This is a genomic window from Massilia sp. P1_C10 (assembly GCF_056406475.1).
This window is the reverse complement of the sequence record NZ_JBFUAC010000006.1, coordinates 256,118-280,154: the sequence shown is the minus strand read 5'-3', so window position 1 is coordinate 280,154 and position 24,037 is coordinate 256,118. Positions and strand designations below refer to the sequence as shown.

Below are 24,037 nucleotides of genomic sequence, written 5' to 3'. Positions count from 1 at the left end.
TGACCCCGGACCTTGGTCCGCGGCGTGTGTCATTTTTACAGTGGCGCGATTTGCACCGGTATGCCCGAAAGCACCGCGTTGCCCGACAGCGGATCGCGCAGGTTTTCGTCGAGCAGCGCGTTCAGGTTGGCGCCCGGCCGTTCGGCGGCGACGCCCATGCGCACGCCGGGCTGGTCGTGGCCCCAGCCGTGCGGAAGGCTGACCACGCCCGGCATCATCTCATCGCTGACCTCGACCTGCGCCTCGATGCGGCGCGCGCCGTTGGCGATTGCGGCCATCGCGCCGTCGGTCAATCCCAGGCGCGCCGCATCCGTCGGATGGACCAGCGCCGTGCAGCGGAAGGCACCCTTCGCGAGTGCCGGCAGGTTGTGCATCCAGCTGTTGTTGGAGCGCAGCTGGCGCCGGCCGATGATGACCATGTCCGCGGCGGGCGCATCGAGCTGCGCGGCCGCGCGCGCCAGGTCGTCGAGCAGCATCCGCGGCGCCAACTCGATCTTCCCGGATGGCGTGCGCAGCACCTCGGGTATGCGTGCCTCCAGCGGGCCCAGGTCGATGCCCGACGGCGCCGCCTGGATCGCGGCCAGGGTCAGTCCCCCCGGCTTGCGGCCGAACTGGTCGCCATACGGACCGCTGCGCAGCGCGAGGTCCAGCATCCTTTCGACACCGCGCCGCGGCGCCAGCGCAGCCATGACCGCGCCGGCCGCATCGCCCACGGCGCGCTTCAGTTCCTCTTCCAGCGCGGCGTCGTCGATCGCTTCGATGTCGGCATGCGCGCCCACTCCTTGCGCGATGGCGCCGATGCGCAGCATGCTTTCCCACTCGTCGGGCATGCCGTCGGCGCGCGCCAGCACCGGCGCGCTGTAGCGCGCGTGATTGCGGTGCGACAGCTGGGTGAAGCTGACGTCATAGTGGGCATCCTCCAGCGGCGCCGGCCCGGGCAGGATCACATCCGCATGGCGCGTGGTCTCGTTGAGGTAGATGTCCAGGCTCACCATGAAGTCGAGCTGGCCGAGCGCGGCGGCCAGGCGCGGCCCGTTCGGCGCCGACAGCACGGGGTTGCCGGCGATGGTGATCAGGGCCTTCACCTGGCCGGCGCCCGGCGTCTCGATCTCCTCGGCCAGGCAGGTGAGCGGCAGTTCGCCGGCCACCTCCGGCGCGCCGGACACGCGCGAGGCATAGCGGCCGGTGATCACGCCGCGGCCGGCGCCGGGCTTGCCGCGCGTGTTGGCCGAAAACGCCGCGGCCTTCGGGAACATCGCCCCGCCTTCCTCGTCGAGATGGCCGGTCAGCACGTTGATGACGTCGATCAGCCAGGAGGCGAGGGTGCCGAATTGCTGGGTGCAGGTGCCGATTCGCCCATAGATTGCGGCGCGGCGGGTCGTCGCGAGCGTGCGCGCGAGCCCGCGGATCACCGGCGCCGGAATCGCACAGCGGGCGGCCACGCGCTCGGGCGAGTAGGGTGCGAAGGCCGGCTCGAGCTGCCCGAGCCCTGCCACGTGACCGGCCAGGCGGCCGAGGTTCACCAGCTTCTCGTCGAACAGCGCGTGCGCGATCCCGAGCAGGAAGAACACGTCCGATCCGGGCCGGATGAAATGGTGGGCGTCGGCGATGCCGGCTGTCTCGGTGCGGCGCGGGTCGACCACGACGATCCTGCCGCCGCGCGCGCGCAGCGCTTTGGCCTTGCCGCGGAAGTCCGGCACGGTCCACATGCTGCCGTTCGAAACCATCGGGTTGGCGCCGAGGATCAGCAGGAAGTCGCTGCGCTCGATGTCGGGCACCGGCACCGTCAGCCAGGATCCGAACATCAGCCCGACCGACAGCATCTTCGGGACCTGATCGACGCTGGACGCGGAGAACAGGTTGCGCGTGCCGAGCGCGCGTGCCAGCCGCGGGAAGTACAGTTGCAGGCTCATTTTGTGGGCGGTGGGGTTGCCCAGCACCGTGGCGACGGCGTTGGCGCCGCCGGCCGCGATCACCGGCGGCAGGCGCCGTTCGATTTCGGCATACGCTTCGTCCCAGCTGGCTTCGACGAACACGCCGTCGCGCTTGATCAGCGGCGTGCGCAGGCGGTCGGGATCGTCCTGCAGCTCTTTCAGGCCGATCGCCTTCGGGCACAGGTAGCCTGCCGAGAACACGTCGTCCTGGTCGCCGCGGATGTGCACCACGCGCTGCTCCTCGAGCTCGACCCGCAGGCCGCAACATGCTTCGCAAAACGGACAGATTCGATATGCTGTACTGGCTTGCTCGGGCATGGCGGGCTCCATTTGAAATCGCACGGTCGTTCGATTATCGTGAGGAGTATGCGAACTGTCAACCGCGATGTCGCCGCGCGGTGTATGCTTGCAGGCAACAAAACCCGACAGGAGGAATCATGAAAGCAGTATCGATATTGGCGGCGCTGGCGCTGGTCGCCGGACTGTCCGGCTGCACCAGGAAGGACGAGACGATGGGGCCGGCGCAAAAGGCCGGCGCCGCGGTGGACGCGGCCGGCGACAAGGTCGCGAACGAGATGCACGAGAAGATCGACCGCGCCAACGCGGCGGCCAAGCAGGTGGCCGATTCGGCGGCGCAGACGCGCGAAAACATCGAGAAGCAGACCGCGGATGCGGCCGCCGATGCGAGCCGCGGGCTCGAAAAGGCGACCGAGGAAGTGGGCAAGAAGGTCGAGCGCGCCGGCGAGAAGATTCAGGAAGCGGCGAAGAAGTAAAGTCGCCCCGTACTAGGCGCTGGTTGTATCCGCGGGCGCGGCCGCTCTCGCCGCGTCGCCCAGCACCACGGTCATGTCGACGAAGCCGGCGCGCCAGGCCTGCTCGAGGTCCTGCTCGATGCGTTCCATCGTGGTCTCGCCGAACCTGGCGAAGCCGCGCACGCCATAGGCCCGGTTGCGGCCGTGGCCCTTCGCCATGTACAGCGCCATGTCGACCAGATTGACGGCGCGCTCCCACGGCAGCGGATCCTTGCCCGGCGATAGCGGGAAGGGCGCGAATCCGATCGACACGTTCACCGATATCTGGCTGCCCTGGTAGTCGATGGTGTGCGACGAAATCCCTTCCAGCAGGCGCCGCGCCACATCGTCGACACCGTTGCGCGGCACCGCCGGCAGGAAGGCCAGGAATTCTTCGCCGCCCCAGCGCACGATCATGTCGGTTTCGCGCAGGATCTCGCGCAGGTTATCCGAGATCATGGTCAGCACCGCGTCGCCCGCGGCGTGGCCATGGGTGTCGTTGACGTGCTTGAAATGGTCGACGTCGATCAGGAACAGGGCGCCGACGATGTCCTCGCCGGCGGCCGGCGTGGCGCGCTGCTCCACCGGCACGGCCACCGTGCGCATGAACTCCTGGAAATGGCGCCGGTTGTACAGCGACGTGAGCGGATCGCGCGAGCTTTGCTGCTTGAGCTCGAGGTTCTTCACCTCGAGCTGGGCGTTCGCGTGCCGCACTTTGCGATACAGCATGCCGACGATGACCGCGGCCATCGCGAACACCACCGCCAGCAGCCACCACACGCGCTGCTGCAGGCGGCGATTGTCGATCTCGGCGGACTTGACCTGGTTTTCGCGGCGCAGCAGCTCGATCTGTTTTTCCTTCTTGTCGGCCTCGTAGCGTCCCTGCAGTTCGAGCACGGCTTTCTGGCGCCGCGTTTCGAACAGCTCGTTCGACAGCGCGCGCTCGCGATGATAGGCGCCGACCGCGGCCACCATGTCGCCGGCCCGCTCGAGCGCGAGGCCGTACTCCATCATCAGCTCCTGGAGCTGCGGCTTGTCCCCGGCCTTTTCGTACACCGCCAGGCCCGCTTCGAAGCTGCGCTTGCCCTCGGTGAGGCGGCCCATGCCCAGGTAAGCCTGGCCGATGTTCACGCGCGCCGTGGCTTCGGTAGTGTCGGAGTGGATCGGCCGCGCAACCGCGATGGCCTGGTTCGCGTAGCTGACCGCCCTGAGGTAATCGCGCTCTTTCAGGTAGCTGTCCGACAGGTTCACCAGCGTGGTCGCGACCATCTTGTCGGCGCCGATCCGGCGCTCGAGCAGCAGCTCGTCGAGCAGCGCCTTGAGCGCGCGCTTCGGCTGGTTGGTTTCGATCGCCAGACCGTACTCGGTGCCCTTCAGGCTCGCCAGGCGGCCGATCGATCCGGTCTGGATCGCTGCCGGCGTGGCTTCGGCAAGCGCCTCGAAGCCTTTGTCGTATTCCTTCATCTTGGTGTACAGGACCGCCAGCGCATTCAAGGCCATGACGGTCTGGATCGGGTGGCCGTACTGGCGCGCCATCGCCGCTGCGGTCTGCAGCTTGTTCAGCGCCTCGGGAAAATTGCCGTCTTCCGCGTACGCATTACCCGACGTGATGGTGGTGCTGATCTTCAGCGACATGTCGGCGGTGGTGTGGGCGACCTTCTCGCCTTCCCATGCATAGTGGTGCGAGAGCTTCAGGTCGTTCATCGACGAGAAGACGTACGCTTTCGCCATCAGGCCCTTCGCCCGCGCCACTTCGTTGTGCTGGTCGCGGCCGAATGCGATCAGTTCCTCGGCCAGCGCCATCGCCTCGGTCTTGCGTCCGACGTTGCGGTGCGCGAGGCAAAGCTGGTTGAGGAATTCGGCTTTGGCGTCGACGCCCGCGGCGCGCCCTTCCTGCTCGATACTAAGCAGCATCGCCAGGCCGCGCTGGGGGACGTAGCGGTTCATTTCGCGGATCTCGTCGAGCCGCTGATCGAGGTCGGCGCGCGGCTGCGCAAACGCTGCGCCGACGGCCAGCGACAGCGAAACCAGCAACGCGGCGATTTGGCGTTGCGATGAGCTGGGTGAACCTGCCAATTCGTTTTCCTTGTGGACGGCAAGACTGTGAATCGAGTATAGAGTAGTTGCTGAACGGAAAATCTCTTTCGTGTGGGTTTTTTGGAAAATTGGCCTGCATTGCATGCCACATCGATACCGCATTTCACGAACCTGTTGGCCCCATGCCACGCTTGCCGTTATGTCATCTGTCGGGCGTTTTCGGGATTCCGTCGCAGATTGGCGATCCGACCGCCGGCGGCTTGGCGATCAACGGCGCCGCTAGACCGACAGCTGCTGCAGCAGGTACAGGCGCTGGTACAAACCGCCGTCGATGCGCATCAGCGCATCGTGCGTGCCGGATTCCGCGATGCGGCCGTGATTGAGCACGACGATGCGGTCGGCGTCGCGGATCGTCGACAACCGGTGCGCGATCGCGACAATCGTCACGCGGCCGCGCAATTCGTCCAGCGCGACCTGCACGATTTGCTCGGTCTGGCTGTCGATGTTCGAGGTCGCCTCATCGAGCAGCAGGATCTTCGGCTGGCCGGCCAGCGCGCGCGCGATGGCGATCAGCTGCTTCTGCCCGGTGGACAGGCGCGAACCGCCTTCGCCGAGCGACGTGTCGTAGCCCTGTTCGAGCGCCATGATGAAGGCATGCGCGTGCGCTGCCCGGGCCGCAGCTTCAATCTGCTGTTGCGACAGGCCGCGTCCCATGTCGATATTCTCGCGCGCGGAGGCCGCCAGCAGGAACGGGTCCTGCGGGACCAGTCCCACATCGGCGCGGAAGCGCTCGTTGTCGATGCCGGCCAGTGGCTGGCCGTTCATCTCCATCGTGCCTTCCTGCGTGCTGTAATAACGCAGCATTAACGACAGCAGCGTCGACTTGCCGCTGCCGGTGTGGCCGACGATGCCGACGAAGGCGCCCTGGGCGATATCGAGGCTGAGCCGATGGAGCACGGTTTGTCCGGGCACGTAGGCGAAATTGAGGTCGCGGATGCGGATCGCCGGGACGTTGTGCGCCGGCGCTTCCCGAGTCGATTCCCTGCCGGCGGCGTGTTCCGGCGCGCCCGGCTCGTCGAGCAGCGCGGCCACGCGGGCGGTCGCCACAACCGCCTGCTGCAAGCCGCTGAACTGCATCGTGATCTGGATCAGCGGCTCGACCACGCGCGCAATGTAGCTGATGAACGCGTACAGCACGCCCACTTCGACCGCGTTCATCTCGCGCCGGCCGAAGCTGAAGATCACCACCGCCAGCAGCACCACGTTGAGGAAATCGAGCGCGGGGCGCAGCAGGAAAGCGTTGGCGCGCAGTTCGGCCAGCCGCGCCTTGTAATGGGCATGGTTGGTGTCGCCGAAGCGCTGGGCGAAGCGGGCCTCGGCATTGTTCGCCTGCAGCACGCTCATGCCGCCGATCGACTCGGCCATCTGGCCGTTGATGTCGCTGCGCAGCGCGCGGGCGCGAGTAACGGCGGGCGCGGACATGCGCTGGTACAGCCAGACGATCAGCACGACCGCCGGCACCAGCGCGAGCACGATCAGCATCAGGCGCCAGTCCAGCCACGCCATCGCCGCCATCGTACCGACCAGGACGATGGTGCTGTCGAGGATCACGAACAGCACCTGTATGTACAGTGTCTTGACCGCTTCGGTGTCGTTGGTCACGCGGCTGACGAGCTGCCCGGTGATGGCCTGGTCGAAGAACGCCATCGGCAGCCGCAACACGTGGCCGTAGACCCACTCGCGCAGGCGCTGCACCGAGCGCATCGCCAGGCCGGACAGGCGTACCAGTTGCAGGTAGCGCAGGCCGGAGGCGATCCAGCCGCTGATCAGCATCCCGCCCAGGAGCGCCGCCATGCGCGGCCAGTCCATGTGGTGCGGCAGCAGGTGCTGGTCGATCAGCGCCTTGCCGAGAATCGGCCCGAGTACTTCCAGGCCGGCGGCGAGCGCGAGCCACAGCACGGCCCAGCCCAGGTGGCGGCGGTCCGGATGGGCGGCGCGGCGCAGCAGGCCGACCGCGCGGGCGCCTTGCTCGTGCATGGACTTCGCTTGCGAATCAGGCGGCATCGAGGCTGGCCTCCAGTTGTTGATAGCGCCACTGGCTGGCGTACCAGCCATCCGCCGCGAGCAGGGCGTCGTGGCTTCCCGATTCGGCGATGCGGCCGTCGCGCAGCACCACGATCAGGTCGGCGCCGGCGACCGCCGACAAGCGGTGGCTGGCGATGATCGCGCTGCGTCCAGGCTGCTCGCGCCGCAGTTCTTCCAGGTGCTCGAGGATGCGCGTTTCGGTGCCGGTGTCGACTGCCGACAGCGCGTCGTCGAGCAGCAGCAGGGAGCTCTCGGCCAGCAGCGAACGCGCGATCGCGACGCGCTGGCGCTGTCCGCCCGACAGCGTGATGCCTTTTTCGCCGACGTGGGTCTCGTAACCTTGCGGGAAGCGCAGGATGTCTTCGTGGATCGCCGCCATGTGCGCCGCATGTTCGAGCTGGGCGCGGGTGGCGCCCGGCCGGCCCAGCGCGATGTTGTCGGCGATGGAGGCCGAGAACAGGAACGACTCCTGCGGCACCCAGCTGATCGCCGAGCGCAGCGTCGCCAGCTTGTAGTCGGCCAGCGCGTGGCCGCTCCATGTCACGTGGCCGTGCTGCGGCGTGGCCTGGCGCAGCAGCACCCGCAGCAGCGTGGACTTGCCGGCGCCGGTCGGCCCCACCAGCCCGAGCGTCTGGCCGGCCTGCAGCGACATCGACACCTCCGCCAGCGCGGGCGCATCCTGCCCGGCGTAGCGGTAGGTCACGCCGTCGAGCGCCAGGCGTCCGGGCTTGAACGTGGTGACGGCGCCGTGGTCGTCGACCGAGAGCGGCGCATCGAGCAGCGGCTGCAGGCGCGCCCACGCCGCGCGTCCGCGCTCGATCAGCGACAGCACCCAGCCGGCCGCGAACATCGGCCAGATCAGCTGGCCCAGGTACATCGTGAACGCGGTCAGCGCGCCGATCGTCAATTCGTTGTGCCAGACCAGGTAGCCGCCCAGGGCCAGGGTGAGGAAGCCGGCGGCCGTCAGGGTCAGGCCGACCGCCGGTTCGTAGGCGGCTTCCCACTGCTGCGCGACCAGGCTGGCGTCGGATGCGCGCGCCGCCAGTTCGCCGAACTGCTTCGCGCTGCGCTGCTCCAGCCCGAGCGCGCGCAGGGTGCGCACGCCGGACAGCGATTCCTGCACGTGGTCGTTGAGCGCGGCGAAGCGCTTGAGCGAGTCGGTCGACGCGGTGTGGATATGGCTGGAGATGCGCCAGAACGCCAGCGCCATCAGCGGGAACGGCAGCAGGGCAATGGTCGCGAGGCGCCAGTCGACGCCGAGCATCATGATCGCCAGGACCATCACCAGGGTCAGGCTGCCGTCGAAACCAGCCAGCATCGCTTCGCCGGCCGCCATCTCGATGGCGTCGATGTCGTTGGTGGCCAGCGCCATCAGGTCGCCGGTGCGCTGCTTCTGGTAGAACGCCGGCCCCTGGGCCGACAGGCGCGCATAGAAGCGCGTGCGCAGGTCGACGCCGAGCTGGTAGGCCGCGGCGAACAGGCGCAGGCGCCAGCCGACCCGCAGCACGTAAATTGCGACGCCGAGGCCGAGCAGCTGCGCAAGCTGCAGCCACAGATCGTGCTCGCCAAGGCGGTGCGCGGCGAGTCCGTCGATCATGGCGCCGATCTTGCGCGGCACCCAGACCGTGCATACGGCGACGCCGGCCAGCATCAGCCCCGACGACGCGTACGCACGCCAATGCCGGCGCACGAAGCCGCCGATCAGCCTTGATAAACTCATTCCCATTCCCTGCCGGATGCGCCCGCAACAAAAAAGCGGGCCGAAGCCCGCTAATTTACTACCTTTGGCGTTCCGGCGTGCGCCGGCGCGTTACTTCTTGCGGGCCGGTTTCGACGCCGGCGCGCCGGCCTTTTTCGACACGATCTCCGGCGTGCCGGACACCGGCGCATGCGGCGGCTGCGCTTCGACCGGCTTGACCGGCGCGACCGCAATCGGCTTGGACGACGACGGCACCGGGAACGATGCGGCGCTCGGTTTCGGCATGCTGTCCGCCTGGCCGGTCGCCTTGGCGATCGGAGTCGGTTCTGCGATCGGCGCCGGCTCGGCGGCTGGAGCTTCGGCGACCGGAGCCTCGCCGAATTCGAGCACCGGCTCGGGCATCACCACCACAGGGCGCGGCTCGGGAGCCAGCGCCACCAGGGTGAGCGAAGCCTGCGCAGGCGTCGTCGGAGCAGGAGCGGCCGCTACCGGCACCACCGCCAGGCTGGTGGCGATGCCGAACAGCTGGCGACTGTACGAGAGCACGCTCTCGAACTGCGACTGGGTCTGGCGGGTGATGAAGATCAGGTCGCGCGGATCCTTCGCCGCCGCCACCTGGCGCACCAGGTCCGTCGACTTCTCGAGCGCGGCGCGGGTGGTGTCGAAATTGAGGGCGATGAGCTTTTCCGCGCCTTCGAAGGCTTTGCCGGTGAGGGTGCGGAACAGGTTGAACTGCGCGTCGAGCTGCTGTGCGCGTGCTTCGGAAAACTGTGCGGGAATGAGGGCCATCTGGATTCCTTGTGGTCGTTTATGATGCGCTGCAATATTAATCCTAGTTTATCGGCGAACGCTGGGCTTGCAAAGCATTATTTCGGGCAACTTTCGTTGAGATATCGTGCGATGCAACATGCATTGCTGGGTCGCAATTAGATGCGCGAATTCTGTCGCAAAGCCGCTACAATCGAGGCGTCCCCACGCACAACAGGAGCGCACATGGATCTCGTCGTTCGCAACGCCAGCCTGGCCGATGGCCGGCACGGAATCGACATCGCGATCGCCGACGGCCGCATCGCCGCGGTAGGGCCGAAGCTGGCGCTGGCCGGCGCGCGCGAGATCGACGCCTGCGGCGACCTGGTCACGCCGCCCTTCGTCGACGCTCACTTCCACATGGATGCGACCCTCAGCTACGGCCTGCCGCGCGTGAACCAGTCCGGCACGCTGCTCGAAGGGATCGCGCTGTGGGGCGAGCTGAAACCGCAATTGCAGCAAGACGCGCTGGTCGAGCGCGCGATGCAGTACTGCGACTGGGCCGTGGCGCGCGGCCTGCTGGCGATCCGCTCGCACGTCGACATCTGCGACGACCGGCTGCTGGCGGTGGAAGCGCTGCTCGAGGTGCGGCGCCGGGTGGCGCCCTACATCGACCTGCAGCTGGTGGCGTTTCCGCAGGACGGCGTGCTGCGCAGCGCGACCGCCTTCGACAACCTGAAACGCGCGATCGGCATGGGCGTGGACGTGGTGGGCGGCATTCCCCATTTCGAGCGCACGATGGCCGACGGCGCCGAGTCGGTGCGGCTGCTGTGCGAATTCGCCGCCGAGCGCGGTCTGCGCGTCGACATGCATTGCGACGAATCGGACGATCCGATGTCGCGCCATATCGAAACGCTGGCGCGCGAGACCCATCGGCTCGGGTTGCAGGGCAGGGTGGCCGGATCGCACCTGACGTCGATGCATTCGATGGACAACTACTACGTCAGCAAGCTGCTGCCGCTGATCGCCGAATCGGGCGTGGCGGCGATCGCCAACCCGCTGATCAACATCACGCTGCAGGGGCGCCACGACAGCTACCCAAAACGGCGCGGCATGACGCGCGTGCCCGAACTGATGGCGGCCGGCGTCGACGTCGCGTTCGGCCACGACTGCGTGATGGATCCCTGGTACGGCCTTGGCTCGGGCGACATGCTGGAAGTGGCACACATGGGACTGCACGTGGCGCAGATGACCGGGCAAGCCGCGATGCACCAGTGCTTCCTCGCGGTGACCGAAACGCCGGCACGCATCCTCGGCCTGGAAGACTACGGCATCGCCCCCGGCTGTCACGCCGACCTGGTGATGCTCGATGCCGGCAGTACGGTCGAAGCGATTCGCCTGCGCGCCGCGCGCCGCATGGTGATCCGGCGCGGCCAGGTGGTCAGCGAAGCGCCGCGCGCGGCTTCCGCGTTGACCCTGCCGGGCCGCCCGAACGCGGTCGATTTCAGGCTGGGACGCTAGCGGCGATGCTAGAATCGGCGGCATTCGAACCAGTGGGGACACACTTAGCCATGCAGATTTTGGAGACAGAGCGCCTGCGCCTTCGCTTGCTGACGCAGGACGATGCGCCGATCTACCTGGAGGTCGTCAACACGCCAGGCTTCATTAAATTTATCGGCGACCGCGGCATCCGAACGGAGGACGCAGCGCGCGAAGCGATCGCGGCCGGCCCGATCGCGATGCAGGCGTCGCTCGGGCATTCGCTGTACCTGGTCGAGCGCAAGGAAGACGGCGCTCCGATCGGCATGTGCGGCCTGATCAAACGCGAAACGCTGGAGGACGTGGATATCGGCTACGCCTACCTGCCGCAGTTCAGCGGCAAAGGCTATGCGACCGAGGCGGCGGCCGGCGTGCTGGCCTATGCGCCGTCGATCGGCATCCGGCGCCTGGTGGCGATCACCTCGCCCGGCAACGACGCTTCCGACGCGGTGCTGCGCCGGATCGGCATGCGCCTGGAAAAGCTGGTGTACCTGACGCCGGAAGACAAGGGCACCCAGCTGTTTTCCTACGACTACTGAATTAGTACTTCGTGCTCCCGAACGGGAAGAACCAGGCCAGCGGCTTGTCCACGCGTGCCGCCCACGATTTCTCGTTGTGGGAGCCGCCTTCCGCCGCCACGAAGAACAGGTCGACCCCGGTCAGGTAGCCGCGCGCCAGCATCGCGTCGCGCATCAGCTGCGTGTCCTCCAGGCCGTCGTCATTGGTGCCGGCGTCGATGTAGAACTTCACCGGCACCCGCTTCGGCAGGTTGGTCACCAGCGAGCGCTTGTTCCACCAGAATGAGCTGGACACGCCGCCCGCTTTCGAGAACACCTCCGGATGGTGTTCCGCGATCACGACCGAGGCGATTCCTCCCAGCGACGAGCCCATGATGGCGGTGTTTTCCTTGCCGGGCAGGGTGCGCAGCGTCTTGTCGATCATCGGCTTGACCGTGTCGACGATGAACGCCTCGTAGGCATCGAGCTTGCCGCCTCCGTGCTTCGGATCGCAGCAGGGCGTGTACTCGGAAATGCGCGCCGGCGTATTGTCGATGCCGACCACGATCACTTCATCCATCGCGCCGGTGGCGACCAGGCGGTTGATGGTTTCGTCGATGCCCCACTCCACGCCGAAGGCCGCGGTCTTGGCATCGAACAGGTTCTGCCCGTCGTGCATGTACAGCACCGGATAGCGTTTTGCGCGGTTCTCGTTGTAGCTGGGCGGGTAGTAGATGCGCAGCGAACGCGTGTCGCCAAGCTGCGGCGATGCGACGCCCGGCATGATCTCGACCTTGCCGAACGGCGCGCCGAAGAACGGATAGATGTCGACCGTGCTGCCGGCGGCGAGCTTGTAGACGCCGCCTATCGAGACCTTGTCGCCCAGCGAAGGCTTCATGCTGACGTCGCCCAGCGCATCGGGCCAGTCGTAGGTCCACACATTGGCGGCGCCGGCTGTCGCGCGGGCGCTTTTCGACCACGTCATCGGCCCTTTGTCGCCTAGGACTGCGATGCTGCCTTTGCCGGAGTCGTAGTGGATGCGGACCGTGGTGGCGCCGGCGCTGGCCGCCAGCAGGAGGGAGAGTGCGCCAAGGGAGATTGTTTTTTTCATTTGACCTTCAACAGGCGTATGCCGTAAATATCGAACTTGTTCGACGCGCCATCCGCGCCGCCTGCCGCACTGAAGGTGCTGTTACTTTGCAGGTAGCTCATGTTATAGAAATCGGAGAGTTCAAGCTGGATTTTTCCAGCGGCGAGGCGAACCGCCATCGGGGTAGACCAGTTTTCGGCGCGCCCGTGCGGCAGCTGGATCACATGGCGCGCAAGCAGGCGCCCCGCCATGTCCTTCACGGCCAGCCATTTGACGCCGCCGCTGATCCCAAGGTTGATCTGGTTGGCAGAGTTGCGGTATTTGACCTGCACCTGGTAGATGCCGGCTTGCGGCACATCGAGGCTGCCGACCGCAAAAGTGTCGGCCGGCTTGCCCCATCCCTTGAGTGCAGGGGTGACCGGATATTCAATCGTGGGCCCCGCACACATCGGCGCACTGTGATGGCTGCGGTTGCCGCTGTCCGGATACACCGCTTCGACGGCATAGCAGCCGGTGTAGCTACGGTCCGACCATGCTCCCGCGGACAGGTTCGTCGCGACGACCTTGCCGTCGCGGTAGACGTTGTAGACCGCGCCGGCGCTGCCGCCTGCAATGTCGAACCGCACCGTGCCGGTGTCGTCGCGCGTGAAGTTGGCGATCGCAGGTTCGCGCGGGCCAAACACCGCGCTCGATTCCTTGTATGGATCGGCGCCGACGCGGCGGATCGCCTGCTGCCCCGGCGCCAGCCTCCCGAGCCGGATCTCGATGGTGTTCTCTGCCTTCAGGCCGTCCCAGGACACCGCTGGCGACGCCCGAGCGCCATTCACGATAACTTCATCGACGAGGTAGAACCCATTGACGGATGATGCGGGAGGCAGTTTGATCGTCACCGAGATCGACTTGCCGTGCAAGCGCAGCCTGTTCAGCGTGATGGAATCAGATGCGCCGAACGTCTCGCGGCGCAGGCGGCTCGTGATGAATGGATTGATGTCCATGCCGTGCGTGCTGGTGGAAATGCCGAACACATTCTCGACCACCATGCCGAGATAAGCGCCGACGGACCACAGCTGGCGTTTTGAATTTATGACGGGACCGATCAGCGACGGGTTCTTCTCGTCGAGCAGCAGCGGCTGGCCGGAAAGCCACTCGAGGTTCTCCATATTCGACACGTTCAGCGCGGCGCCGCGCATCAGCGACTCGTACGCGGCGTCGGCCACGCTGACATTCCCGATCTTTGCTGCCGCCTTCAAGCCGTAGGCCGTCACGAACGGCCACATCGCGCGGTTGTGATATACCGGCATCCTTTGCTGCTGCGGGTAGATCACAGGCGCGCCCATCGGGCCGTGCGGATAATGCGCAAGAATCGAGCGCGCCCGGTCGCCGCTGACGATGCCGGTGACGATCGCCAGCGACTGCCCAAGCCAGTCGAACTTGTGCATCGGCGCGCCATCGAAGTGGGGCGCGGTCAGGCTGCTGTACATGCCTTCGTCCTGCAGCCACAATCGCTGGTTGATCGCGCGCTTCAGGTCCAGCGCCCAGGCGTCGTGTTTCTTCGCGATTGCTGGCTGTCCCTGCTCGCGCGCGAGCATCGCCGCCAGGGTCAGCGCCTTGTAGTGGGCGACGTTGGTGGACAGGGCTTTGGATGTCGCCAGCGAGGCGATGTCGCTGGTGATCCAAGCGGCGTAGCTCTGGTCGCGCCAGTCGAGGAAGGACTGCTCGCCGGTGTACAGACCGTCGGCCGGATCGTAAGCGGCCAGTCGGTCGTTTTCGATGGTGTTGACCAGCGCCTTCAGCGCGCGCGGGGCGAAAGCCTTGCGCTCCGCCTCCGGCAGCGTCTTGAGCGCTTCCTCGGCGCCGAAAGCCCAGGTCACGCGGTCGGTGCTTACCGGCCAGCTGCCGCCGCTGCCGGTGTCCTGGATGATCTGCAGGCTGTCGGCGGGGCCAAGCCCTGGCCGGTAGCCGGACAGCTTGAAGTCGAGCGAATGCATGACGCGCACGGGATCGAGCATCGCCAGGCCAAGGTCGGCGGCGTACGACAAATCGCGCGTCCAGACGTAATGCCATTTTTCGCCGGTCTCGAAGCAGTCGCACGGGATGGCCGCGCCGCCGTTGTAATTGCCGTCCTTGATCTCGCCGACCGAATCCTGCTTCATCTCGGCGCCGGCGAGTGCGAACAGCGCGTCGAACGCGAGATTGCCGCTGCGGACCGTCGGCAGGTCGGCCGATTCCTGGTAACGCGCGAACTGGGGACCGGGATCGCGCAGCTGCAGCGTCGTCGATTGCACGTACTCGCGCAGCGGCGCGCCTGCATCCTTGACCGAGAAACGGGCGGTTTCCTGCTTGCCGTCCCAGGTTGGAAACGTCAGGGAAACGGTGGGCTGCTGGTGTGGATCGCCCGCTGCTACCGGCGCGTCGGCAATCCGTACCACCCGCAATACCGGCGCTGCCGACATGTCGACAGTGAAGCGGTAGGCGCCGGTCCGTTTCACGAACAGGAAATCCTCGGCGCCGGCGTGCTTGTCCAGTTTGTAGTCGGCGCCGGGTGCCACCGACACGCTGGCCGCCGGATCGATCACCCATTCCGCCGACCAGTCCTTCGAACCGAGCTTGAAACCATGGTAGCCGGGGCTGATCAGGATCTGGGCTTCGTACACGCCGTTGCCCTTGAAGACGAGCGGGTTGTCGATGCCCCAGCCGTTGAAAGCGCCGCGCACGTATAAATCCGGCGGCGCGGCGACGGCGGCGCCAGAAAGCAGCAATGAGCCGATCAGAAATTTTTTCATCGGTATTCGCCCCGTTCGATGATGCCCTTGAGGGCGTCTTTCGATCGCAGCATCGGGAAGTTTGCGGGGATGTACTGCGCCGGCTTGCGGAAATCCAGTTTGCCGATGACGGTGGCGTATGAAGCCTGCATGGCCTGCACCGGCAGCGCGCGGCCCTCCAGCGACGCCTTGCGGTTGCCGAGCGTGAGGCTCAGCGGCTTGCCAGGCGAAAGCGTGAAGGAGACCTGCGAGCGGCTCTTGTCGGGATTGAGGAAGCTGAAGCGGACGGCGCGCGGCGCCGCACCTTTCAGCCGAAAGGTCCAGCGCTGGCGCTTGTAGTCGACTTCGACCGACTCGCTGGCGCCGAACGGCAGCAGCGCGTAAAAGGACGTCCACGCGGCCGGAATCGCCGGAGTGAACGCCAAGGTGTTGGCCGGCAGGTCGGGCCGGAAGCCGACGTAGTCCTGGTAGCCGTTGCGCGCATATTCGGCCACGCTCCACGACTGCGCGTAGGTGCCGGACGGTTTCAGCTTGCCGCTTGCGTCGGGCAGGGCGTCGAGCAGCTCGCTCATCGTTCCAAGCGTGCCGAGGCCGAGGAACTGCCGGCCGAGGTTCTGCGTCAGCGGCCATGCCAGGTCCTGGTAGCCGAATTTGTCGAGCGCAGTGACCGTGAAGCCGGCGTTCCAGCCCCATATCGTGCCCTGGTGATAGGCGGCGTCCTTGTGGTGGAAGGCGGGGTTCTCGTGGCGCGGATGGAAGTAGGGATCGTCCTGGCTCAGCGAGGCGATGCCGTATGGGTAAAGCAGTTCGGACACGGCGTTGCGCGTCACCTTGGCCTGCACGGCCGGCGGCACGAAGTCGTCGAACGGGATAGAGACGAGCATCAGCTGGTTCGGGCGGACCTTGGTGTCGCGGCTGCCGTCCTCGCGCAGTCGGTCGGCCATCACAGCGCCGTCCCAGAAGGCGGAGAGGAAGCTGCGCTGAACCTGGGCGGCAAGCGCCGACCACTCGAGCGCTTTGGCCTTGTCGCCGGCCTGCGCCGCCAATTCGGCGCCGGTCTTCAGGGCGGTGTACCACAGCGCCTGGATCTCGACGGCGCGCGGGCCCCGCGCGGACCATGGCTGTCTGTTTTCGATGCGCGCGTCCATCCAGGTGTCGGCGCTGTCGTGCGACAGCAGGCCATTGGCATCGGTGTAGTTGGCGATCGCGCCTTCGAAGTAGGGCAAGGCCAGCTTGTACATCTGCGCGGCGAACTCCTTGTCGCCGGTGTAGCGGAGGTATTCGAGCGCTTCCCGCAGCATCCACGGCGTGCCGTCGACGGTGTTGTAGATGGTCTTTTCGGTGGCCGACACGCGGTTCGGGATGCGGCCGTATTCCTTGTCGCGATTGAGGTTCTGGTAGCGGGCGAAGTTCGCCAGCACGGCTTTGGCCTGATCGAACTGGCCGGAGACGAGCAGTGTTCCGGGCAGCGCGATGAAGGTGTCGCGGCCCCAGTTGTCGCGGAACCACGGCAGGCCGGCCCAGATGCCGGTGCCGAATTCTTCGACCACGAACATCGATGCGGAGGCCTTGGCCCAGTTCAGCGCCTTGTTGTAGTCGGCGTCGCTGGTGGCGAGGTAACTGCGGGTGAGGGCGGCGTGGCGTGCGGCTTTCTCGGCGCGGATTGGATCGCCGGCGGCCAGTTGGCGCGCATTCCGCGCCGCCTCGGCCTCGCTGGCGCCGAATGCCGCCACCACGGTGAACGAACGCGCCGGCCGGGCGCTGCGCAGCACCGTTGCGTCGAGCGTGAACGGCTGGTCCGCGGCGAATGCGACGAACATGCTGCCGACCTGGCCCACGACCACGTCGCCGTCCTGACGCAGCGCGCCTTGCTTGACCAGCAGCGGGGCGATCGCGAGCGACGCTGGACGCGGGCTCGCGACGGAGAGGGCCAGCGCATGCTTCTTCGACAGCAGCGCCATCTCCTCGGAGGCGCCGTTCGGGAAGCGCGCGCGACGCCCGTATGGCAGCACCTGTTCGATCGAGTGCGCGCGGTCGTTGGCGACGCCGTCGACGATACTTGAGTAGTCAAGTAATAATGTGCCTGCGCGCGTGACGTAGCCTTCACCCTTGCCGACGCTCTGGGTGATGCCGGCGAAGTAGCCGTCAAGGTTATCGCCGGCGACAAACTGCGACTGCTGTCCCGGCGCGACAGTGATGGCCATCGCGTCGAAGAAAGCGTCCACGCCCGGCACCTGCGCCATGGCTGCATTGACCGTGAGCGCCGCGGCGAGCGCCAGCAAGCTGCACTTCATGTCAGATCTCGAGGATGACGACCGAGCGCGCCGGCAGCGTCAGCGCGGTCGACAGGTCGAAGGTCTGGCCGGTCAGCGCATCGACGCCGGAGCGCGCGCCCTTGAGGATCTCCTGGAAGCGCGCGGTCGGCAGGCTCATGGCCTTCGTGTTCTTGTTGAAGGCGACCATGACCTTCTTGCCGTCGTTGTAGCGGAAGTAGACCCAGGTGTCGTGCTCCGGGCCGAACTGCATGGTCTTCCCGTGATGGATGACGGGCTGCGACTTGCGCCAGTTGGCCAGCTTCGACACGAAGGCCTGCGCCTCGCGCTGCTTCGGCGTGAGGCCGGCGCCGGTGAAGGCGCTGACCTTGTCGCCGGCCCATCCGCCCGGAAAGTCATGGCGGTAGCTGGCGTCGTCGCGGCCCTTGGTGGCGCTGGTCATCAGCACTTCGGTGCCGTAGTAGAACTGCGGAATGCGCGGGGCGGTCATGGTGAACACCAGCGCCATCTTGTACAGGTCGAGGTCTTCGCCGACCACGCTGTAAGTACGCGAGATGTCGTGGTTCCCTTCGAACAGCACCAGGTTGCCCGGATCGGGATACAGGTAATCCTGCGACAGGGTTTCGTACGCTTCGTTGAAGCCGGCGTCCTTGTCGGTGAGCGCGGTGCGCATCGCGTACATCATCGGGAAGTCCATCAAGCTAGGCAGATAGTTGACGTAGCCGTTGGCGTTGACCTTCCCGCGCTGCCAGTGCGATACCACGGCCGGCGACTTGTGCCACTCTTCTCCCACCATGTTCAGGTTCGGATATTCGGCCATGATGCGTCGCGTGTACTCGGTGAGGAAGGCGGTGTCGGAATAGCCGTAGGTGTCGACGCGCAGGCCGGACAAGTGCGCGTATTCGATCCACCAGATGTTGTTCTGGATTAGATAGTTAGACACCAGCGGATTGGTCTGGTTCATGTCGGGCATGTGCGCGCCGAACCAGCCGGTGGTGAAGTTCTGGCGGTCCGCCTCGGCGCCATATGGGTCCTGAACGGACACGCGATGGTGCTCGGTCGGGACGAATTTGCCGCCGTGGTTAGTCCAGTCGGGCGTCGGCATGTCCTTCATCCACCAGTGTCCGAGGCCGATGTGCGACAGGACCACGTCCTGGATGATGCCGATGCCTTTCTTGCGCGCTTCTTCCGACAGGCGCAGGAAGTCGGCGTTGCTGCCGTAGCGCGCGTCGATCTTGTAGTGGTCGGTCGCCGCGTAGCCGTGGTACGAGTAGTCGGGCATGTCGTTTTCGACCAGCGGGGTAGGCCAGAGCTGGGTGAAGCCGAGCTTCGCGATGTAGTCGAGGTGGTCGATCACGCCCTGGATGTCGCCGCCGTGGCGTCCGCCGCCGTTCTTGCGGTCGGACTTTTCGGCCAGCGCCGCCACGTTGTCGTTGGACGGCGCGCCGTTGGCGAAGCGGTCCGGCATGACCTGGTAGATCGCGTCGGCGCTGTTGAAGCCCTTGCGTTGCGCGGAGCCGGCGTCGCGCGCCATCAGCTGGTAGCTGTATTTGATGCCGGCGCCGGCGCCGCGGAAGGCGATGTCGAATTTGCCCGGCGCGGCCTGGTCGCCAATGGTCAGGTCGATGAAGACGTAATTACGGTTGGCCACGCGCGTCACGCCGTCGATGCGCACGCCAGGATAGTCCAGCACCGGTTCGAGATCGGCGATGCGAGTGCCATGCACCATCAGCTGGAGCTTCTTGTTCTGCATGCCGGTCCACCAGAACGGCGGCTCCAGGTGATCGATGCGGTAGTCCGGCGCGGCGGCTGCCGGCAGGGCGGCACATGCGGCCAGGGCGAGGGCGAAGAAGTTTTTCATTGTTCAGGCTGGAGAGTAGGCGAAGCTAGTTTAACTACATCGTGGCAAAAAATGCACAACCCTGGGGCGGATTCGAATGCTGCAATGCACCAAAACGCGGCACATTTCTTTTGTAATGGCACAAAGATACAGAATGTAGTCGTACTACAGCTAGCCCTGTAGCCCAAATACAACGTGAAACCGCATACATACGCCTTTAAACGCACCAATTTATGACATTTTTGTAGCTCGCCTCAACTGTCGTTGACAATGAATCTAGTTTTAATACAGAATCGGCTCAGAACGTCTTTAGAACGTTAGCTTTGAGGAACCCGGCAAATGGCTCACAGGTGCGGTTTGCGGGAAATATGCATGTATGTAGTTTCAATGAAATGAGGGGACAAATGAGTATGTTCGCAAAACCGCAGCGCAAGAACGCGTCGTTCCGACTGAATCCGGTCGCCGCCGGCTGTACCGTATTTCTGTCGCTGATGGCCGGATCGGTTTACGCGCAGGAGACCACGCCGGTCCAGGCCGCACCGCAATCGGATGTCGCCGCGCCGGAAATGAAGACCGTGGTCGTGTCGGGCATCCGCCGCGGCATCGAAGCGGCGATCTCCGTCAAAAAGAATTCCTCCTCGATCGTTGAAGCCATTTCGGCCGAGGACATCGGCAAGCTGCCCGATTCGAGCATCGCCGAATCGATCGCGCGCCTGCCAGGCCTGACCGCGCAAAACATCGGCGGCCGTGCCGTCAACGTCAGCATTCGCGGCATGTCGGGCGACTTCTCGACCTCGCTGCTGAACGGCCGCGAGCAGGTCAGCACCGGCGACAACCGCAGCGTCGAATTCGACCAGTACCCTTCCGAACTGCTGTCGGGCGTAGTCGTCTACAAGACCCCCGACGCGGCATTGCTCGGCCAGGGCCTGTCCGGCACCGTCGACCTGCAGACCGTGCGTCCGCTGGCGTTCGGCAAGCGCACGGTCGCGCTGAACGCCCGCGCCGAGCGCGATGGCCAGGGCACCAAGTTCAAAGGCGACGGCAAGCGCTTCAGCATGTCGTACATCGACCAGTTCGCCGACCGCACGATCGGCATCGCCCTCGGCGCCACCCGCTTCACCTCGGACCTGACCACCGCCAACGCCGAAAACTACGACGTCTACACCGGCACGACCAAGATCAACGGCCAGGACGTCAAAGTCGTCAACGGCTTCAAACTGTTCAACAATACCAGCAGCAAGAAGCGCGACGGCCTGATGGGCGTGCTGGAATACCGTCCGAACAAGGACTTCCACTCCCAGATCGACCTGTTCTACTCGAAGTTCGACGATGTCGTGATCAAGCGCGGCCTCGAGCTGCAGGTCAACGACAGCTGGAAGACCGGCAACGGCGATCCGTTCATCGCGTCGCAGGCGCCAGTGCTGCAGCCAGGCGCAGTCGTCGCCGACGGCAAGCTGGTCAGCGGCACCTGGCTGGGCGTCAATCCCCTGTCGCGCCACATCTACGACCCGACCAACGACAAGCTGACCTCGGCCGGCTGGAACAACGAATGGCGCTTCAGCCCAGGCTGGACCGCAACGACCGACCTGAGCTATTCGAAAGCTAACCGCAAGGAAACGATCTCGGAGCTGGAAGCGGGCGTCGTCGGCGCCAACGGCCGTCCTCAGTCCGAAGCGGTCGGCATCGTCAACGGCAACACGATTTCGTCGCTGCAGTACAACCATGGCGATCCTGCGCTGATCAAGCTGACCGATCCTGAATCGTGGGGGCAGAACGGCTACACCAAGTCGATCACCGTGAAAGACGAGATCAAGGCCGGCCGCGTCGGCTTCCAGAAGGACCTGGAAGGCATGTTCAGCAAGGTCAACTTCGGCGTGAACTACTCGGAGCGTTCGAAAGACAAGAACGCGGAAGAGGCGATCCTGCGCCTGAAGAGCGCACCTGGCGCGCTGCCAGCCGGCGCCGGGTCCGTACTCGTCGGCGGTTCGCAGTTCGGCAGCATTTCGTTCGACCCGGCCGCTGTGTTCCCGTCTTCGTACAACCTGATCCAGAACGTCAACGGCGACATCCTGCTGAAGGACTGGAACGTCACGGAGAAGGTCACGACCGGCTACATCAAGGGCGACCTCGACACCAAGGTCGGCGGCTTCGACCTGCGCGGCAACATCGGCGTGCAGATGGTGCGCACCGACCAGCGCTCGACCGCACCGCAGGTCGACAACGCCAAGCAGGACGTGATCTCGCTGCAGACCGCCGGCAAGTCGTACACCGACTTCCTGCCAAGCGCCAACCTGGTGTTCGACCTCGGCAGCGACCAGGCCCTGCGCTTCGGTATCGCTAAGGTGATCGCCCGTGCCCGCATGGACCAGCTGAGCGCGGCCCGCCGTTCGGAAATCGACGCGACCACCCACGTGTGGACCGGCAGCGGCGGCAATCCGCTGCTCGACCCGTTCCGCGCCAAAGCGGTCGACGTGTCGTACGAGAAGTACTTCGGCACCAAGGCTTACGTCAGCGCCGCGGCGTTCTACAAGAAGCTCGACAGCTACATCTTCGACTTCAACGACAACGCTTATTCGTTCGTCGGCTTCCCGAACCTGACCGGCCGCACCTCGACCACCACGGTTGGCAAGTTCACCCAGCCACGCAACGGCAACGGCGGCAGCATCAAGGGCGTCGAACTGGCGGCATCGATGCCGTTCAATGTCCTGACCCCGATGCTCGACGGTTTCGGCGTGCAGGCGAACTTCTCGCATAACGACAGCAAGATCAACCCGTTCGGCGATACCGATGCGCGTCCTTTGCCTGGCCTGTCCAAGCAAGTGGCCAGCCTGACGCTGTACTACGAGAACTACGGCTTCTCGATCCGCGCCGCGGCACGTCATCGCTCCGACTTCCTGGGTGAAGTGCAGGGCTTCGGCGCGGCGCGCGAGTACCAGTACGTCAAGGGCAACACGGTCGCCGACCTCCAGGTGGGCTACGAGTTCCAGACCGGCATGGCCAAGGGCGTGACGGTGCTGCTGCAGGTGCTCAACGCCAACAAGGCGCTGGAACAGCAGTTCCAGGCGTCGACCGGCACGATCACCAGGACGGACGACTACGGCCGTACGATCCTGCTCGGCGCGAACTATAAGTTCTAATTGATGCTTTACAATTGAAGCCCTTGTCGTTGCGAAACGACAGGGGCTTTTTTTTCGACATTTTCATCACGTTCTGAACTGATCCCCATGCCGCATCCCCAAATTCGCAATATCGTCATCGTCGGCGGCGGCACCGCCGGTTGGATGACCGCCGCCGCCCTGGCCAAGGTGCTGACCGGACCGTGGAACATCCGCCTGATCGAGTCCGAGGAAATCGGCACCGTCGGCGTGGGCGAGGCGACCATCCCGCTGATTAACATCTACAACCGCGCGCTCGAAATCGACGAGAACGAATTCATGCGCGCGACGAACGGCACGTTCAAGCTGGGCATCGAGTTCGTCAACTGGGGCAAGCTGGGCGACTCCTACATGCACGGCTTCGGCAACCTCGGGCCGGACATCGGCCTGACCAAATTCCACCAGTACTGGCTCAAGGCGCAGCAGCAGGGCTACGCGCTCGACATCGACAACTATTCGATCTGCTCGCTGGCCGCGCGCCACGGCAAATTCATGCGCGCGCAGAAGGACATGGGCAACTCGCCGCTGGCCGAGATCGCGCACGCCTACCACTTCGACGCCGGCCTGTATGCGGCCTTCCTGCGCAAGTACGCGGAGCAGCGCGGCGTGATCCGCATCGAGGGCAAGGTCAAAGGCGCGACCACGCGCGCGGCCGACGGCTTCATCGAGGCGGTGGTGATGGACAACGGCGAGCGTATCGAGGGCGACCTGTTCATCGACTGCTCGGGCTTTCGCGGGCTGCTGATCGGGCAGACGCTGGAAACCGGCTACGAGGACTGGAGCCACTGGCTGCCGTGCGATCGCGCCTGGGCGGTGCCGTGCGAATCGGTGGCGCCGCTGACGCCGTACACGCGTTCGACCGCGCGCGAGGCGGGCTGGCAGTGGCGCATTCCGCTGCAAAGCCGGATCGGCAATGGCCATGTCTACAGCAGCCGCTTCACCGACGACCAGCGCGCCGCCGACATCCTGATGGCGAACCTGGACGGCAAGCCGCTGGCCGATCCGCGCCAGCTCAAGTTCACCACCGGGCGGCGCGACAAGACCTGGGTCAAGAACTGCGTGGCCATCGGCCTGTCCAGTGGCTTCATGGAGCCGCTCGAGTCGACCAGCATCCACCTGATCCAGTCGACCATCGCGCGCCTGACCACGTTCTTCCCGGACCAGGGCTTCAACCAGGCCGACATCGACGAATTCAACGCGCAGTCGACCTTCGAGGTGGAGAAGATCCGCGACTTCCTGATCCTGCACTACAAGGCCACCAGCCGCACCGATACCGAGTTCTGGAACTACTGCCGCACGATGGACATCCCGGAATCGCTGCAGAAGAAGATCGCGCTTTACGAGAGCAACGGGCGACTGTTCCGCGAGCACAGCGAGATGTTCTCGGAGATCAGCTGGTTCGAGGTGATGCACGGGCAGGGCATCCGGCCGCAGGGCTACCATCCGCTGGTCGACGCGCTGCCCGAGGAGAAAATCCGCACCTTCCTGGAAAACATCAGCGGCACCACCCAGCGCTGCGTGGCCGCGATGCCGATGCACGCGGACTTCATCAAGGCCAACTGCGCCGCGCCCGGGATGATGAAGTAAG

14 protein-coding genes are annotated in these 24,037 nt (G+C 65.5%); 5 read left to right on the top strand and 9 right to left on the bottom strand.

All coding sequences use genetic code 11. The annotated features are described in order from the left end of the window. Positions 1–35: 35 nt before the first annotated feature. On the bottom strand, positions 36–2,252 hold the full coding sequence (locus AC1D02_RS15490; protein ID WP_477318374.1) for a molybdopterin oxidoreductase family protein: 2,217 nt from the start codon (positions 2,250–2,252) through the stop codon (positions 36–38). A gap of 119 nt (positions 2,253–2,371) precedes the next feature. Here AC1D02_RS15490 and AC1D02_RS15485 point away from each other — a divergent pair, with 119 nt between their 5' ends. Next, on the top strand, positions 2,372–2,707 hold the full coding sequence (locus AC1D02_RS15485) for a hypothetical protein (RefSeq protein WP_477318372.1): 336 nt from the start codon (positions 2,372–2,374) through the stop codon (positions 2,705–2,707). A gap of 12 nt (positions 2,708–2,719) precedes the next feature. Here AC1D02_RS15485 and AC1D02_RS15480 read toward each other — a convergent pair whose 3' ends face one another. The 4 genes from AC1D02_RS15480 to AC1D02_RS15465 form a co-directional block, all read right to left on the bottom strand. Beyond that, entirely contained in the window at positions 2,720–4,801 is a 2,082-nt protein-coding gene (locus AC1D02_RS15480; protein ID WP_477318370.1) for a tetratricopeptide repeat-containing diguanylate cyclase, read from the bottom strand. A 240-nt stretch (positions 4,802–5,041) separates the two neighbouring features. After that, positions 5,042–6,799, bottom strand: a complete 1,758-nt coding sequence (locus AC1D02_RS15475; RefSeq protein WP_477318368.1) for an ABC transporter ATP-binding protein — start codon at positions 6,797–6,799, stop codon at positions 5,042–5,044. A gap of 16 nt (positions 6,800–6,815) precedes the next feature. Next, a complete protein-coding gene (locus AC1D02_RS15470; RefSeq protein ID WP_477318366.1) occupies positions 6,816–8,567 on the bottom strand; it encodes an ABC transporter ATP-binding protein in 1,752 nt (583 codons plus the stop codon). Positions 8,568–8,657: 90 nt separating this feature from the next. After that, positions 8,658–9,335, bottom strand: a complete 678-nt coding sequence (locus AC1D02_RS15465; RefSeq protein ID WP_477318364.1) for a phasin family protein — start codon at positions 9,333–9,335, stop codon at positions 8,658–8,660. A 204-nt stretch (positions 9,336–9,539) separates the two neighbouring features. On the opposite strand from AC1D02_RS15465, the gene AC1D02_RS15460 reads away from it, so the two are divergent. Continuing rightward, positions 9,540–10,814, top strand: coding sequence for an amidohydrolase family protein (locus AC1D02_RS15460; protein WP_477318362.1), 1,275 nt, complete (start codon positions 9,540–9,542; stop codon positions 10,812–10,814). 50 nt (positions 10,815–10,864) lie between these two features. After that, on the top strand, positions 10,865–11,371 hold the full coding sequence (locus tag AC1D02_RS15455) for a GNAT family N-acetyltransferase (RefSeq protein ID WP_477318360.1): 507 nt from the start codon (positions 10,865–10,867) through the stop codon (positions 11,369–11,371). A 1-nt stretch (position 11,372) separates the two neighbouring features. On the opposite strand, the gene AC1D02_RS15450 is transcribed toward AC1D02_RS15455, so the two are convergent. From AC1D02_RS15450 to AC1D02_RS15435, 4 genes are read right to left on the bottom strand one after another with little or no spacing between them, the layout of a single operon-like run. Further along, complete coding sequence (locus AC1D02_RS15450) at positions 11,373–12,440, bottom strand: alpha/beta hydrolase (RefSeq protein WP_477318358.1); 1,068 nt, start codon at positions 12,438–12,440, stop codon at positions 11,373–11,375. Then, entirely contained in the window at positions 12,437–15,202 is a 2,766-nt protein-coding gene (locus tag AC1D02_RS15445; protein ID WP_477318356.1) for an esterase, read from the bottom strand. The genes AC1D02_RS15450 and AC1D02_RS15445 overlap by 4 nt, the downstream gene beginning before the upstream one ends. Next, a complete protein-coding gene (locus AC1D02_RS15440; protein WP_477318354.1) occupies positions 15,199–17,475 on the bottom strand; it encodes an amylo-alpha-1,6-glucosidase in 2,277 nt (758 codons plus the stop codon). Before AC1D02_RS15440 ends, AC1D02_RS15445 begins: the two co-directional genes overlap by 4 nt. 1 nt (position 17,476) lies before the next feature. Beyond that, positions 17,477–19,315, bottom strand: coding sequence for a glycoside hydrolase family 13 protein (locus tag AC1D02_RS15435; protein WP_477318352.1), 1,839 nt, complete (start codon positions 19,313–19,315; stop codon positions 17,477–17,479). 383 nt (positions 19,316–19,698) lie between these two features. On the opposite strand from AC1D02_RS15435, the gene AC1D02_RS15430 reads away from it, so the two are divergent. Together AC1D02_RS15430 and AC1D02_RS15425 are read left to right on the top strand one after the other, a co-directional pair. Further along, positions 19,699–22,431 carry a TonB-dependent receptor gene (locus tag AC1D02_RS15430; protein WP_477318350.1) on the top strand — a complete coding sequence of 911 codons (2,733 nt, stop codon included), beginning with the start codon at positions 19,699–19,701 and terminating at the stop codon, positions 22,429–22,431. An 87-nt stretch (positions 22,432–22,518) separates the two neighbouring features. Beyond that, complete coding sequence (locus AC1D02_RS15425; RefSeq protein ID WP_477318348.1) at positions 22,519–24,036, top strand: tryptophan halogenase family protein; 1,518 nt, start codon at positions 22,519–22,521, stop codon at positions 24,034–24,036. The last annotated feature ends 1 nt before the right edge of the window (position 24,037 follow it).